The 15,083-nt window shown below is 62.0% G+C and carries 16 protein-coding genes; 14 read left to right on the plus strand and 2 right to left on the minus strand.

The window, feature by feature from the left end; genetic code table 11:
* The first annotated feature begins 82 nt into the window (after positions 1-82).
* Positions 83-592, plus strand: coding sequence for a DUF1269 domain-containing protein (locus M0D68_RS07630; protein WP_093633293.1), 510 nt, complete (start codon positions 83-85; stop codon positions 590-592).
* Positions 593-691: 99 nt separating this feature from the next.
* On the opposite strand, the gene M0D68_RS07635 is transcribed toward M0D68_RS07630, so the two are convergent.
* Entirely contained in the window at positions 692-1,261 is a 570-nt protein-coding gene (locus M0D68_RS07635; protein ID WP_244179261.1) for a lytic transglycosylase domain-containing protein, read from the minus strand.
* A gap of 620 nt (positions 1,262-1,881) precedes the next feature.
* Here M0D68_RS07635 and M0D68_RS07640 point away from each other — a divergent pair.
* The gene (locus M0D68_RS07640; RefSeq protein WP_200652009.1) at positions 1,882-2,664 is read left to right on the plus strand and encodes a response regulator transcription factor; all 783 of its coding nucleotides are present in this window, start codon (positions 1,882-1,884) and stop codon (positions 2,662-2,664) included.
* A gap of 18 nt (positions 2,665-2,682) precedes the next feature.
* On the opposite strand, the gene M0D68_RS07645 is transcribed toward M0D68_RS07640, so the two are convergent.
* Positions 2,683-3,816 (minus strand): histidine kinase, encoded by a 1,134-nt coding sequence (locus M0D68_RS07645; RefSeq protein WP_266224109.1) that lies wholly within the window; start codon positions 3,814-3,816, stop codon positions 2,683-2,685.
* A 284-nt stretch (positions 3,817-4,100) separates the two neighbouring features.
* Here M0D68_RS07645 and M0D68_RS07650 point away from each other — a divergent pair, with 284 nt between their 5' ends.
* The 12 genes from M0D68_RS07650 to M0D68_RS07705 all read left to right on the plus strand — a co-directional run bounded on the left by M0D68_RS07650 (position 4,101) and on the right by M0D68_RS07705 (position 14,990).
* The gene (locus M0D68_RS07650; protein ID WP_093633289.1) at positions 4,101-4,733 is read left to right on the plus strand and encodes an SCO family protein; all 633 of its coding nucleotides are present in this window, start codon (positions 4,101-4,103) and stop codon (positions 4,731-4,733) included.
* 30 nt (positions 4,734-4,763) lie between these two features.
* Positions 4,764-5,453 (plus strand): response regulator transcription factor, encoded by a 690-nt coding sequence (locus M0D68_RS07655; RefSeq protein WP_093633288.1) that lies wholly within the window; start codon positions 4,764-4,766, stop codon positions 5,451-5,453.
* 166 nt (positions 5,454-5,619) lie between these two features.
* Complete coding sequence (gene gspG, locus M0D68_RS07660; protein ID WP_200620156.1) at positions 5,620-6,069, plus strand: type II secretion system major pseudopilin GspG; 450 nt, start codon at positions 5,620-5,622, stop codon at positions 6,067-6,069.
* A gap of 63 nt (positions 6,070-6,132) precedes the next feature.
* The gene (locus M0D68_RS07665; RefSeq protein ID WP_200620126.1) at positions 6,133-7,335 is read left to right on the plus strand and encodes a type II secretion system F family protein; all 1,203 of its coding nucleotides are present in this window, start codon (positions 6,133-6,135) and stop codon (positions 7,333-7,335) included.
* Between the two features lie 151 nt (positions 7,336-7,486).
* A complete protein-coding gene (locus M0D68_RS07670; RefSeq protein WP_234486822.1) occupies positions 7,487-9,127 on the plus strand; it encodes a GspE/PulE family protein in 1,641 nt (546 codons plus the stop codon).
* A complete protein-coding gene (locus M0D68_RS07675) occupies positions 9,108-9,995 on the plus strand; it encodes a hypothetical protein (RefSeq protein ID WP_266224110.1) in 888 nt (295 codons plus the stop codon). The genes M0D68_RS07670 and M0D68_RS07675 overlap by 20 nt, the downstream gene beginning before the upstream one ends.
* On the plus strand, positions 9,992-10,519 hold the full coding sequence (locus M0D68_RS07680; protein ID WP_093633284.1) for a hypothetical protein: 528 nt from the start codon (positions 9,992-9,994) through the stop codon (positions 10,517-10,519). Before M0D68_RS07675 ends, M0D68_RS07680 begins: the two co-directional genes overlap by 4 nt.
* Positions 10,519-11,094 carry a hypothetical protein gene (locus tag M0D68_RS07685; RefSeq protein WP_093633283.1) on the plus strand — a complete coding sequence of 192 codons (576 nt, stop codon included), beginning with the start codon at positions 10,519-10,521 and terminating at the stop codon, positions 11,092-11,094. Before M0D68_RS07680 ends, M0D68_RS07685 begins: the two co-directional genes overlap by 1 nt.
* The gene (locus M0D68_RS07690) at positions 11,091-11,780 is read left to right on the plus strand and encodes a hypothetical protein (protein ID WP_266224111.1); all 690 of its coding nucleotides are present in this window, start codon (positions 11,091-11,093) and stop codon (positions 11,778-11,780) included. The genes M0D68_RS07685 and M0D68_RS07690 overlap by 4 nt, the downstream gene beginning before the upstream one ends.
* Before the next feature lie 165 nt (positions 11,781-11,945).
* The gene (locus M0D68_RS07695; protein WP_234487731.1) at positions 11,946-14,042 is read left to right on the plus strand and encodes a type IV pilus secretin PilQ; all 2,097 of its coding nucleotides are present in this window, start codon (positions 11,946-11,948) and stop codon (positions 14,040-14,042) included.
* Between the two features lie 9 nt (positions 14,043-14,051).
* Positions 14,052-14,591: a type II secretion system protein gene (locus tag M0D68_RS07700; protein WP_266224112.1), complete on the plus strand. Its 540-nt coding sequence runs from the start codon at positions 14,052-14,054 to the stop codon at positions 14,589-14,591.
* 9 nt (positions 14,592-14,600) lie between these two features.
* The gene (locus tag M0D68_RS07705; RefSeq protein ID WP_093633280.1) at positions 14,601-14,990 is read left to right on the plus strand and encodes a type IV pilin protein; all 390 of its coding nucleotides are present in this window, start codon (positions 14,601-14,603) and stop codon (positions 14,988-14,990) included.
* Positions 14,991-15,083 lie beyond the last annotated feature (93 nt).

The following is a 15,083-nucleotide window of genomic DNA, read 5'->3' on the forward strand; positions in this document are numbered from 1 at the left end:
CCTACTTTTTCTCGTTGCCACTCCGCGCAAGAATGTAGTCACGGGTCCGGACGGACCCCGATCCACGGTCAGCGAGGTCGCCATGAGACGCATATACTTTTTGCTGCCGAGCACGCAATGTGCGCGGATGATTGTTGACGAGCTTCTGGTGAGGCGAGTCGATTGGCGGCATATCCACGTGATTGCCAACCATAGCGTACGGCTCGACGATTTGCCGGAGGCCACGCTTGCGCAGAGCAGCGACTTGCTTCACGCACTGACACGAGGTACAGCGGCGGGTTGCGCGACCGGCATGTTGACGGGCCTGGTTGCATTGGCTTATCCGCCGGCGGGCCTGACCATTGCGGGTGGCGTTGTCGTTGCGCTCACGCTCGCGGGCGCCGGGTTCGGCGCATGGACGGCGACGATGATCGGTGTCGATGTACCAAATACGCGGCTGAAACGGTTCGAAGAGGCGATCGAGCGGGGCGAATTGCTGATGATGATCGACGTCCCAAAGGACCGCGTCGAGGAAATTGAGGAGATGATCAAGCTCCACCACGCGGAGGCCGAGATCCGGGGAACGGAGCCGACCATTCCCGCATTTCCGTAATCTGTTCCCGGACTCGGCAACAGTACGACGAGGCCGGCGGCTGGTCGCGCCCGGATGTCATCGATATGGGTGCCGGCTTGCCGCCGGAGCGCGCAACGGTTAACCGGCTGCGAGCATGCGTCGATAGCGCTCCAGAACCCGTGGCACGTAAAGGCGCGTTTCCCGCACTGAGGGCACGCGATAGCCGGCCCGAATCACAGCATTTTCCCCGGCGTTGTACGCGGCCACGGTGAGTTCGACATCGTCCTTGAAGAGATCGAGAAGGAAGCGTAGATAGCGGGCTCCGGTCAGCACGTTGTCTCGCGGATTGAGCATGTCTCCACCGGCAAAGCGCCGTGCCGTCTCCGGCATGACCTGCATCAGGCCTAGCGCACCTTTGTCTGAAACCGCTTTCGGGTTGTATCGCGATTCGACGTCAATCACTGCGCGCAAGAGTTCGGGCTGAACGCGAAAGGTGCGGCTTGCTTCGTCGATCACATCCGCGAACCGCGACGCGTCGCCGCTCCCGGACGATGAGGCTTGCGCACGCTTCGCATCGCGTTCGGCAGGTGGATCGCCGGCAACGATGACGGCCAACCCTGCTTTGCCAGGTACGTTGGTCAGGATGATCGCACCGTTACTCGCCACCGCTCCAAAAATCTCTGCGCGTGCCACCCCCGGTGATGCCATGCCAAGCACCGCGCATGCGATGAGGATCGCGTTTTCCGGTCTGGATGAAGGGCAATGGCGCATGGTCGTGTTCTCCCGCACCTCAATTGTGGTGTGGAGAAATGCGCATCGGCAATGGGGCACCTCCCTACACTTTGAGACGCAAGACGGATGCATCGGAGGGCTGTACAAAACCGTTACATTCGTAATGCGTGGTAACCGTGGGTAATCGGACGCGTCATGACCTGGCGTATCCGTCGAGGGAAAATATTTCCGATTCTGATTGTTAATTGGCAAGTCCTGTCACGCTGACCGATTCGTCGCGCAATGTCTACTCTATCGGTATTGCTACTAATCTCCAGTCCTGGGAAAAACAGTTCAGATTTGAAACATACACGTAGCTATCGTCGGCCATTTCAAACGTCGTATGAATTTAGCAGGCTGATCAATGCTGGCTTGCAGAGACATGGCGCGAACCTTGCAACGGAGACACGCGTGCGGCGTTGCCGCCCGGCAAGTGAAAAATAAAGTTAGTAATTCGAAAGGATTGGCCGCAAGGAAAAGACGAGGCATGCGGTGGGTGCCGTTTGACGGCTGTACTGCATTGTCGCGACCGGTTCATGGTTGCCAGGGGTAAACACATGAATACCAACTGCCGTGTCGTGATCGCCGAAGACCACGATCTGCTACGGAACGGGCTGCGCTCGATGCTCTCGGCGCAGGGGGGCTATGACGTCATCGGCGAAGCGAGGGACGGCAAGGAAGCCTGTCAAATGGCGATGACGCTGAATCCCGATCTGATGCTGATGGACCTGTCGATGCGAGGTATGAACGGAATCGATGCTAGCGCGGCGATCAAACGCCGATCGCCGAACGTACGAATCGTCGTGCTCACGGTTCACCAGAGCGAAGAGTATGTGCGTGAGGCGCTGCGCGCCGGTGTCGAAGGCTACGTGCTGAAAGATGTCTCGTTCGATGAACTCCTGGTCGCGATGCGTATGGTTATGCAGGGGAAGAAGCATCTGAGCGCCGACGTGTATGGCTACATGGTCGACTCGTTCGTCACAGGCCGCGAGGCACCCGCGCCAAAGAAGGCGTGGGACATTCTGACGGCGCGGGAGCGCAGCGTTCTGAAACTGATCGCAGAAGGGCGCACCAACCGGCAGGTAGGGCAGTACTTGAATCTCAGTCCAAAGACGATTGAGAAGTATCGGGCCAGCATGATGCACAAGCTCAATATCGCCAATCTGACGGAATTGGTCCTGGTCGCTATCAGCATGGGTCTGCTGACTTCCCTGGCCGAGAAGTGTTCCGAGCCGAACATTGACGACACACCTGTCCGATTGTCGGCCGATCTGGATCGACAGTCGGAATCGCCTGAAGACACGGGGTTGCCCAGGTACGGGCTGGGAGCGGGGCGTTGAGCGCGAACGGAAATTGCGCTAGGCGTTCCATGCCGCCGAGACCAGCGTTCCGCTCGTACCGAACGACTGGATTGAAAACGTGCCGCCGTGCGACTCGACCCGGTGCTGCATGCCGATGAGACCAAGCCCGGTTGTACAGGCGTCTTCTGTCGACAGAGAACGGTTTTCGTAGCCGATGCCATTGTCCTGAATCGTCATCAGGAGGCCGCCCGCAATACGCCGGAAACCGAGCGTGACTTCCGTGGCCGCTGCATGCTTGACGGTGTTGTTCAACGCTTCCTGGGCGAGTCTGAACATGTCGGCCTTCAGATGCTCCGGCACGTCCTCGTCGTCGACATCGCAGTTGAACACAACTGAGACGTTTTCGGCGCCGCGCTCGATGCGCCGGCATAGTGAACCCAAGGCGGCGGGCAGGCCGAGCTGATCGAGCATCAGCGGACGCAGCTCGCCGCATATCTGCCTCACGTCGCCGATCGTCTCGCGGATTCTGAGCACCGTTGCATCCAGCAGCTGGGCTGCGTCGTCGACCTGCCCGCGGCGTATCCGCATCAACGCATCCTCAGCCATCAGCTTGACGAGCGTCAATGCTTGCCCGAGGCCGTCGTGCAGTTCCGCTGCAAGGCGTTGACGTTCTTTCTGTTGACCCATAGTTAAATACGTCAGGTGGTCCCGCGCACTCGCATCGGGCAAACGCGTGGCATTCGCAAGCTCGGGTCCGGAAACCAGTGGCTCCTCAAAAAGCGTCAGCAACGCACTGCACCCGGTCTGGCCGGTGGGGACCGACTGCTGGTGCAGCATGAGCTGGATCGGCTGGCCGGTACGGCCGCCGAGTACCGTAGGAAAGGAGTGAAATTCTCGATGAGCGCTCACGGACAATTCGCTTGCGAGCGGCGCGCAAGAGCTGGCCGGCGCCATGTCGGCGAGTTGCTTGCCGACCAGGTCGGCATTCGAGTAGCCGAGGAGGGCAGCCGCAGTGCGGTTTGCCGACAGGAATGTTCCATCCGATGTGAGAAGGGCAAGTGCCGCGCCGCGCGCATCGGTGACGCTGGCGGTACCTGGCTCGTGGGTCCGGGCCGCGATGCAAAGCTTGCGCATGGCCTCGATCAGGTCGGCCAGCTTTATCTGCAATCCCGTGGGCTCGTTTGCATCCATTGGAGCTCCCGATGCGTTTTCTTAAGGAAACCTTAAGGCTATAAGTGATTGTAGGCCTCGATTGACGCTCGCTGCAACCGGGCAAGTACTGAGTCGCGATGTGGGGACACCCCGGCTGAACGAGGCGGGTTTTCCCGCAGGCGGACATGCCCTACCGTGCTTTGGGGGCTCTCATCCAATGACGCTTGCGCGCAAATTCATGAGACTGAACATGCACGGTGGCGCGCCTTTCATGCGCTCACGCGGGTATCGACGCCGTGCTCATGATACTTCTGGAGCCAGCGATGAGAACGACCAACGTAGTCCTGATCGGCGCGGTCCTGCTAGCCGGCGCCGGACTGGCAGGTCCCGCGGCATGGTGCGCGTCTGCCGCAGACGCTGCCGATGGCGCCGACGCGCATATGCATCATCACATGATGTCGGGGACGATGCGCTCCACAGTCGACTACACGCTGCCGCCGGTGAAACTGGTCAGGGACGACGGCAAGACGGTCTCGTTGATCGATGAATTGAATGACGGCCGGCCGGTGATCCTGACTTTCATCTACACCACGTGCACCACTATTTGCCCGATGGTCAGCCAGACGCTCGAGAAGTTGCAAAGCGAGTTGGGCAGCGACCGGGACAAGGTGCACATCGTGTCGATCTCGATCGATCCTGAGCAGGACACGCCGGCACGACTTAGAACGTATGGAGCCCGATTCGACGCTGGCCCCGAGTGGCAGCACTACACCGGCACGGTCGAGGCCAGCATTGCGACGCAGCGCGCCTTCAACGTCTATCGGGGTGACAAGATGAATCACACGCCGGTTGCATTTGTGCGGGCGGCGCCTGGAAAGCCGTGGCTGCGTATTGACGGCTTCGCGACGCCGGCGGAACTGCTGAGCGCCTACCATGACGCTGTCGCGTCCAACTAGCGGCGCACGGTGCAGACAGGAGCGACGAAATTGGCAAAACAGCACCGTGTGCTGATTGCGGAGGATCAGCATCTCTTGCGCAGCGGCCTTTGTCGCATGGTGTCCGAACTATGCGACTACAGCATCGTCGGCGAGGCGAGCGACGGACTCGAGGCATACCGTCTTGCGATTGCTACGATGCCCGATCTGATCCTGATGGACCTGTCGATGCCGGGCGGCAGCGGTTTCGAGGCGATCGCCGCAATCAAGCGCCGCGCGCCGCAGATCCGCATTATCGTCCTCACCGTTCACCGCAGCGAAGAACATGTGCGAGAGTCGTTCGCCGCGGGTGCCGACGGATATGTGATCAAGGATGCGTCATTCGAAGACCTCGTCGGCGAGATGCGGCTTGTCATGCAGGGCAAGCGCAACACGAGTCTCGACGTTTGCGGTCGCTGTGCCGGTGCACCGGACTTCGCTTCGGCTACCCGGCAAAAAGCGCACCTCTGGGATGCGTTGACCGGCCGCGAGCGGTCGGTGCTGCGGCTCGTTGTCGAGGGACACACCAATCGGCAGGTCGGCGAGCACCTGAAGCTCAGCCCGAAAACGATCGAAAAGCATCGCGCGAATCTGATGCGCAAGCTGGGCATCACGAACGTGACAGGTCTGGTGCGCATCGCGATCGACATGGGCGTGCTGACGCTGCCGGACGAAGAGCACGTGCATCACCCCTCCGTATAAGCGCGGCGCAACTGGAGGGTCTTTACCCATGTCTTTGGACGGCTCTCCCTACTTCTTGCCCGTATCGACCTGAACAAGAATGCATTCAACGGCTTCGGCAACGCCGAAGCGGTGGGTCGTTACAGGGGGAGCCGTGTACAACGAATTGTCCTCTATCAAGCCCGGCATGCCCGGGCGTCCGTGGCAGTGCGTCCGCCTTGAAAGGGGCGCGCGACGCAGCCACGGCTTCACGCTGCTCGAGCTGCTTGTGGTGATGGTCATCATCGGCTTGCTGGCAGGTCTCGTTGCTCCTCGATATTTCGAACAGGTCGGCAAGTCGAATACGAAGATCGCGCGCGCGCAGATTGTCTCGCTCGGGCAGGCGCTCGATCAATACCGGCTGGATGTCGGTTCCTATCCGTCGACCGAAGAAGGGCTGCAGGCACTGATCGCCAAACCGCAGGACGCGGCGCATTGGAGCGGGCCGTATCTGGCGAAGGCGGTGCCGGTCGATCCGTGGGATCGACCGTACCAGTATCGTTCGCCGGGCGAGCACGGCGACTACGATCTGTTTTCGCTTGGCAAGGATGGACGAGGCGGTGGCGTCGGCGAGAACACGACCGTCTCTTCGTGGTAACGGTGCACCGCGCGGTTGCCGCGACGCCGGGCCAGTAGTGGGTTGTTTGCAAGGAGAGTCGACGTGAAGTTCGTGCTGCGTGTTTTCGATACCAGTGGTGCGGTTCAGACGCTTCGCATCGATAGCGATTCTTCGTCGACTGCGGCGTCGCTTGCACGCGCCCGCGGCCTTCGTGTCGTATCGGTTCGCGCAGACGCGAGACGGCGGCGCCAGGGGAAAAGCTGGGCGGCGCTGCCCGGCGGCAGATTCAACGTCGAACTGTTCGCGCGCGAACTGGCGGCATTACTCGATGCAGGCGTCGGCGTCGTCGATGCATTGCGCACGCTCGGGGGCAACGAGCGCCGCGAGGCATCGGCACAGGTATATCGCGAACTGTTGCGGCTACTGGAAGAGGGGCAGTCACTCTCCGCGGCGCTCGAACACGCGAGCCACATCTTTCCGCCGGTGCTTGTCGCCTGCGTGAAAGCCAGCGAGCAAACCGGCGGCCTCGCGGATAGTTTGACCCGCTATTCGCGCAACAGCGCGATGCTTCACGAACTGCGCGGCCGGGTGGTGTCGGCAGCGATCTATCCATCCGTTCTGCTGCTGGTGGGCGCGGCGGTCGTGCTGTTCCTGCTGGGTTTCGTCGTGCCGAGGTTCGCGACCTTGCTCGAGCACAGCGGGCGTGAGCTCCCGTTGCTCTCGCGCTTGCTGATCGCCTGGGGCAGCATGGTGCACGCCCACGGGGCGGAGTTGAGCGCGAGCCTCGCTGTGCTGGCGGTGGCGGCCGGTTTCGCGCTGCGCAGACCGGCGGTCCGGAGCTGGATCGCCGATCGCATGTTTGCTCTGCCGGGCATTGGGCAACACTTCCGCATCTTTCGCCAGTCGCAGTTTTATCGCACGACCGCCATGCTGGTCGACGGCGGTATTCCCGCTGTGCGCGCGTTCGATCTTGCGCGCGGGCTAGTCGGCCGCGCGGATCAGGCCGCACTCGCGGACGCCCTGCAGCAGGTGCGCAACGGCACAAAGATATCCGACGCGTTTCAGCAGGGCGGACTCGCCAACCCGATCTCCTATCGACTCCTGACGGTGGCGGAGAAGACCGGTGGCCTTGGACCCGTTCTCGACAGAATTGCCGCGTTTCAGGAGGCGCAGGTGTCTCGCACGATCGATCTGATCTCGCGTTTGATCGAACCCGCGATGATGATTTTTATCGGTGTGGTTATCGGTGGAATTGTCGTGCTGATGTACATGCCGATTTTCGAAATCGCATCGAGCATTCAATAGACCCACCTGGAGAAAACACGTGGATACCGTCAGCACGATTCCGGCAAGCCTAAATGTCGAAACGCGTGTCGAACCGCGTGTCGAGTTGCGCGAGGCACTGCGAACGCTCGGCGAGCGGCACGGTTCCGGTATTCGCGCGCTGGAAGAGTTGATGACACAGACGGCACTGAGCGCGGACGAGATGCGCGCCCAGTTGGCTGTGCAATTTCGCATGAAGCCGATCAGCATGCGCGAGTTGAATCAGTACGAGCCTGATTTCGACGTGATGTCGTTTGTCGAAGCGACGACCCGCCTGTGCGTGTGTTTTCGCGAGGCAGATGGAACAAGCGGCACAAACGGCTCAGGCGGTACAAACAGTGGCAAGGGTCTGCTGTTCGTCATCGCCGATCCGCTCGACGCGCGCACGCGAGGCTGCGTCGAACACCGCATGCGCTCGCGGCCGACCGTGCCGTACAGCTGGGCGCTCGCGAGCGCGGGGGACATCAGCGCGTATCTGGCCGTGCGCGAAAAAGACGTGCGGGCGATGGACTCGCTCGCGTTCGACGACCCGATCCAGAGTGCAGTCGATCCGTCTTCGCTCGCGTTGACGCTGCAGGGCATCAGTAGTGACGACAGCCCGGTGGTGAGGCTGCTCAACTCGACGATCTATGACGCGCTGAAGATGATGGCGAGCGACATCCACCTCGAATGCCGCGCCAACGGGTTAATGATCAAGTGCCGCGTGGACGGTGTGCTGACTGTGGTCGGCCGGGTCGAAGGCCGCGATGTCGCGGACCAGGTCCTGTCGCGCGTGAAAGTGATTTCCGAACTCGACATTTCCGAGCGCCGTGTTCCGCAGGATGGGCGTTTCAAAGCGCAGTACGCGGGACGTGACATCGATTTCCGCGTGTCGATCATGCCGAACCAGTTCGGCGAGGACGCGGTGCTACGGATCCTTGACCGCTATCAGCTTTCGCAGGCCTCCGGCGGTCTGACGCTCGAGGCGCTGGGCTTTCAGCAGGCTGATACACGCTTCATGCGCTCGGTCGCATCGATGCCGTACGGGATGCTGCTCGTGACCGGGCCGACCGGTAGCGGCAAGACGACGACGCTCTACGCGATTCTGACTGAGATCAACAACGGTCTTGAGAAGATCGTGACGATCGAAGACCCGGTCGAATATCAGCTGGGCGACATCCTGCAGATTCCGGTCAACGAAGCGAAGGGCCTGACGTTCGCGCGCGGACTGCGATCGATTTTGCGGCATGACCCGGACAAGATCATGGTCGGCGAAATCCGCGATCCGGAAACAGCGCAAATCGCCGTGCAGGCAGCGCTGACCGGCCACCAGGTGTTCACCACCGTGCACGCGAACAACGTCTTCGACGTGATAGGCCGCTTCACGAACATGGAGGTCGATCCTTACAGCTTCGTGTCCGCGCTCAACGGCGTCGTTGCCCAGCGTCTCTTGCGGCAGTGCTGTCCGGATTGCACGACCGATGAAGCGGTCGACGCGGACACGCTGGTCCGTTCGGGCATCGATCCGGATACCGCCGGCAGCTACCTGTTTCATCGCGGCACGGGCTGCGCGGCGTGCCGCGGCAGCGGGTACCGCGGACGCCGCGCAATTGCAGAAGCATTGCGCATGAACGACGAGTTGCGGCAACTGCTGTCGGAACGCGCACCGCTTGGGGCTATCAAGGCGGCAGCGATGCGCTACGGCATGCAGTCGCTGCGTACCGCTGCAGTCGAGCTCGTGAAGCGCGGCGAAACGACTCTCGAGGAGATTAACCGTGTCACCATGGTTGAATAGTCCGGTTGCAATCGGAGTCGGCACACGTGAGATTGTCGTCGGTGCGCGCGTGCCTTGGCCGTTACGCCTGCGCAAATCGGCATCTGCCGCCGAGCCTGCCAGCGTTGCGATTCCCGAGGAGCAGTGCTGCACTGAACCGGGTGCACTCGACACGCTGCGCAGAGCGCTTGCCGACACGCTCATCGCAACGCCCGCCGCAGATGCGGCGCCAGTGCCGCAGGAGTTTGTGCAGAAGCGCAACGCACACGTGGTGCTGGATGATTTCTGGGGCAATCACGCGATCTTGCGTGGCGATTTCCGCACGCTGCGCGCGCGCGAACTCGAAGAGATCGCGTTAGCGCATTTCACCGATACCTATGGAATTGACGGTGCGTCGCTGGTGGTCCGTTTCGGCGTGCAGCGCGGCGGCCGGGCTCTGTTTGCCAGCGCGATGTCGCGCGAACTGCTTGCCGGTATCCACGACGTGAGCGCAGCCGAACATGTCGGGATTAGCCGCTTGACGTTATGCCTTCCGGAGATGCTCAATCGCATCGGCGATGCGGCCGAGGGCGGTGAGGCGCTGCTGCTGTTCGTCGCGGACGAGCAGATGCAGGCGGTCATGATCGAACAGAATCGCTGGGTCGCCTACGATGCACAACGCCTGTTTCCTGGAGATGCGGACGACGCGTCCCGGCTGGCCGAACTGGCCGAGCAGTTGTTCGAACGCTCGGCAACCCACGCGAACCTGAAGCACGAAGACTGCAAAATCTTTCTGTTCGGGATCGAGACCGAGTTGGCGCCGTTCGAAGCGCGTTTCGCCGCGGCGATCCGGCAGGCGCCGCCGGCGGACCACTCGCCCGCGCATCGGCTGATGGAGTGTGCGCAATGATCCCGCGCCTTGACCTCGACTTCAGCCGGCGCCGCGCCACCCCCGCGGCGGGCGGGTTGATCCTGCTGTGCGCCGCTGCCGTGCTGTTGCTCGCAAGCGGCGCGCGGCTCTGGCATGCGCACTCGGAAAACGATCGTGCGCAGGCACAACTGGAGGCCGTCCAGCGGCAAACAATGGCAAGCCGGCACGTGGCGAAGGCGCCGCTGACGCCGGCTGCCCGGCTCGCGGAAAAGCAGAGCCAGTCGGTTCTGCGTGAACTGACCGTGCCGTGGCAGGACCTCTTCTCGATCGTCGAAGACTATCCGGATCACGATGTCGCGCTGATCGGCATCGATCAGAACCCCGCGCAAAGCCAGATCCGTATCACGGCCGAGGCGAAGAACTTCGACGCGATGATTGCCTACCTGAAGTATCTGCAGAGCAGCGTTCTGCTGCGGGAAGCCGTGCTGAACGATCACCTGATCGAGACGAACGTACCGGGCAAACCCGTGCGTTTCCAGATCACTGCCGTCTGGAGGAAATGATGAAAGCAGACCAGTTGCAGGACATGCTGTTGACGCTGCGCTTCGAGATGCAGCGCTCGTTCGGCCTGCCGGGACTGCTCGGCGTGCTGGTGATTGGCGTTGCCGCCATCGTGGCCGTCTCGACGCCCAGTGTGGAGTCCGGGACGCACGGAATGGGTGAGATGCAGGATGCCGCGCGAGTCGCGCGGACTGCGAACGCGCATCACCTTGCCGGCGAGCGTAGCGCGGCGGTGGATCCAGTCGCACTCGATACCTTGCCGGGACTGTTCCCGGGTTTCACGCAAAGCGCGAACGATATCGCGGTGATATTCGCGCAGGCCCGCGAGAGCAATCTGACGCTCGGCTCAGCCGAATACCAGGTGACGACCGAAGCCGGTGCGCCCTTTACGCGGTATCAGGTGCTATTGCCTGTCAAGGACCAGTACAGTGCGATCCGGCGTTTTCTCGCGGCAGTCCTGAACAACGTGCCCAATGCGGCGCTCCAGGCGATCCACGTCGAACGTCCCGCAGTCGACGGCAATATTCTTGATGCGCGGGTCCGCTTCGAGCTCATCTACCGGACTGCACAGCCATGAACCTCGCTCTGGTCAAACGCGTTCGAGCGCATCTGCCGGACAGCGCAGCCATGAAACCCGCTCTGGTCACACGCGTGTTGCTGACGTTCTGCGGGATCGCCGTCGTGGGACTCGGGTATCGCGCGCAGGTGGCGGCGACCCAGACGCCGGTGGTGCTTGCCGCGCTCCACGGCAAGGGGCATGACGACGTGCGGGCGCGGCCTGCTTCCGCTCATCTTCAGTCCGCCGCGTCTGCCGTGCCAGCAACCTCGCGGGGAGCGGCGCCAGTCCCGGTTCCTGCGTCGCGCGTCGGCGCTGCCAATGCGAAGCCGACGATAGCGGTGACGCCACGCGCAAAGCTGATCGCCCTGCGCACGCCGCTGTCCGTCGAATCGGCCAACAATCCGTTCGCCGCCTCTTCGTGGCTTCCGCCGCCGCCTCCAGTCGAGGTGCCGATCGTACCCGAGGTGCGGGCACCGGCGCCGACTGCGCCGCCCGTGCCATTCACGTACGTGGGCGAGCTGGATGCGAAAGCGGCCAAGCCGCAGGTATTTCTCAGCAACGGCGAGCGGTTGCTGATCGTTTCGCCGGGCGAAGTCGTCGATGACCAGTACCGCGTCGAATCGGTTTCGGAATCCGACGTGGTGCTGACCTATCTACCGCTTAACCAGACGCAGTCCGTATCCATTCCAAGAGAGGCAAAGTAGATGAAAACCTCACGCACACGGGGTGCGAGCCGCAATGGGGACAGCGGCCCGGCGAACCATCTCTTGCCATCTGTCCCGTTCCGTGCTCAGTGCACCCCAATCGGAGGGATCGCGAGAAAGCGTGCGCTCGCGGTCGCTATCGCCATGCTTGCCGTCAGCGGTTGCATGCAAATGCCGGCCCGGCAGGACAATCCGACCGGCGCCGAGGCGAAAGTCGACTATCTGAACGACCGCAATAGTCAGGTCAACGCGCTGCTCGATCAGGCCGACCAGTTCCGTCTGAGCTACCAGTTCGATGCCGCGATCCAGAAGCTCTACGCGGCAAGCCAGATCGATCCGACCAGCGAACGCGGCCGCAAGATCGGCGCGCTGATCGACCAGGACCGCCGGGATCTTACGACCCTGCAGGAAGCGGACCGCATGATGCAGCGCGGCTCGCTTGCACCGGCGTCCGATCGCGTGCACCGCGTGTTGTTGAGGAATCCGACCAATGCGCTGGCGTTGCAGATGAAAAAGGAAATCGACGATAAGATCCGGCAGCAACGCGCGGACAGGGAAGAGGGGCTCGCCGCTTCGTCGATCATGCGTACGCCGATCACACTGCAGTTTCGCGATGCCAACGTGCGCATGGTCTTCGAAGCGTTGTCGCGCACTTCGGGATTGAACGTCATCTTCGATCGCGACGTCCGTGCGGATTTGAAGACGACCATCTTCGTGACGAACGCGTCACTGCAGGATACGGTCGATATGATCCTGATGCAGAATCAGCTCGACAAGAAGCAACTCAACGCGAATACGCTTTTCATCTACCCGGCGACTCCCGCCAAGCAGCTTGAATATCAGGAATTGAAAGTACGCACGTTCCAGTTGTCGAACGTCGAAGCCAAACAGATTCAGTCGTTGCTGAAGAGCCTGCTTAAGATCAAGGAAGTCGTGATCGACGAGCGCGCGAATACCGTAACGATCCGCGGCACCCCGGACACCATCAAGGTTGCCGAAGAGATGATCGCCGCGCAGGATCTGCCTGAACCGGAGGTGATGCTGGAAGTCGAGGTGCTGGAGGTCTCGCACGAACGCTTGTCCAATCTCGGGATCGAATGGCCGAACTCGTTCTCGGTGTCGACACCGTCCACGGTGGACACATGGGGCGCGTTGCACCATCTTCCCATCAATGCGCTGAATGTCAGCGGTCTGTCTGCGACGGCAAACTTCAAGCTTACGGATACCGACGCGAATTTGCTGGCGAGTCCACGTATCCGGACGCGCAACAAGGAGAAGGCCCGGATCCTGATCGGCGACAAGTTGCCGGTGATTTCGAGTTCCAGCACGCCCAGCACGAGCGGACCGTCATACACGCAAATGATTCAGTACATCGATGTCGGCATCAAGCTCGAAGTGGAGCCACAGGTCTATCGGGATGGCGATGTCGGCATCAAACTGAATCTCGAAGTCAGCAATATCACCAATACGATCCAGAGCGGTAATTCGCAAACAGGTCTGAGTTCGCTCGCCTATCAGATAGGAACACGTAGCGCGTCGACAAGCCTGCGTCTGAGAGACGGCGAAAGCCAGATTCTCGGCGGGCTGATCTCTGATCAGGACCGCAGGTCGGCCGACAAGGTGCCTGGCCTCGGGCAGTTGCCCATCCTCGGGCGCCTGTTCTCGGACCACAACGGCGACCATGTGAAGACGGAGATCGTATTGCAGATCACACCGCACATTGTGCGGCCGCAGCTCGCAGCGGATGTGGACACGCAGGAGGTCTGGTCCGGCACCGACGTCAATGTGCACGCCGACCAGCTTCGGCTCGATCCCGTCATGGCCGCCGCGGCGGTGCCCGGAGCGCCTGCTGTAAGGGCGCTGCCCGGCAGCGTAGGCGGTGGCACGGTGGGCGGCAAGTCCGCACAGGCGGGTGCGGCGGCGAACGGTTCGACGACGGCGCCCGCGACCGGTTCGTTTGGGCAACTACCGCCGCCGCAGCGCACGACGCCGCCACCCGCACCCTACGGCGGACGCTTTGCGCCGCAATCGACCGCGCCGGCGCCGGTGCCGGTTCCCAATGCGCCGCCGGCAGCGGAGCAGGCGGGAGGAGAGGCCGAACCGGGCGCTGGGGCGAACGCGGCGCCGGCGGCCACCCAGCCGCCCGCGCCTCCCCCGGCTGCACCCGCACCGGCGCCCGCGCCCGCTCCGTCGATCTTGCAGATGCCGCCGGGTGACATGGGCAACGATAACCCGCTTCGCTCGATTCAGAACGGGTATTGAGCCGTGGCCATGCCGACGAACACAGTCCGCTCGCGTGGCGCAAGCCGGCCCGATCAGCGTGGATTCACGTTGATCGAGCTGGTGATTACGCTCGCGCTTGTGGCTATCCTGTCGCTCGCGATCATGCCGTTCTCCGAACTGATCGTGCAGCGTCAGAAGGAACAGCAGTTGAGCGCCGCGTTGCGCGAGATTCGCACGGCACTCGACGCATATAAGGATTCGAGCGACGTGGGTTTGATCGACAAGGAGGCGGAGGCGTCCGGCTATCCGCCGTCGCTGACCGTGCTCGTGACGGGTGTGCCCAATGCGAAGGATCCGAAAGGCAGTCTGTTGATGTTCCTTCGCCACGTGCCGCGCGATCCGTTTTTTTCTGGCGATCCGGACACGGCCGCGGAAGACACCTGGAACGTGCGGTCCTATGGTGTGCAGCCGGATCAGGCCGGCGCCGATGGTCCGTCCGGGAATGATCAGGCTGGCAAGGACGTGTTCGATGTGTCGTCGAAATCCGATCGCGCCGGCATCAACGGCGTTCCGTACAAACAATGGTGACGGTGCATCATGAAACCCGCTCATACGCGCAGATTCCGCGCATTTACGCTGATCGAACTGGTTGTCGTGATGGCGATCATTGGCCTGCTTCTGACGATCGCTCTGCCGCGTTATATGCACAGCATCGAACGCGGCAAGGAGCAGGTCCGGCAGCAGAACGTCGCCGTGATGCGCGATGCGATCGATAAATACTACGGTGACAACGGCCAGTACCCGGATACGCTCGATGAACTGGTGACGAAACACTATCTGCGGGCGGTTCCGGTCGATCCGGTCAACGGCGACGACAAGTGGGCGGTAATCGCCTCGCCCGATGAAAGCAAGACGGGCGTGTACGACGTCGTGCCGGCGAGTGGTGCGCAGGGCACGCCTGCCGATCCGGCAGGAGCAGGCAAGTGAGTCGCGGCGCATTCTCAGCGCGAGGCGGCGCGCGCATTTCGTCGGTATCGAAGCGGGCTGCGCGACGCCGTGCCTCGCTTTGCGCCGCGCGCC

It is taken from the genome of Paraburkholderia sp. SEWSISQ10-3 4, from assembly GCF_030464785.1.
Classification (GTDB): Bacteria; Pseudomonadota; Gammaproteobacteria; order Burkholderiales; family Burkholderiaceae; genus Paraburkholderia; species Paraburkholderia aspalathi.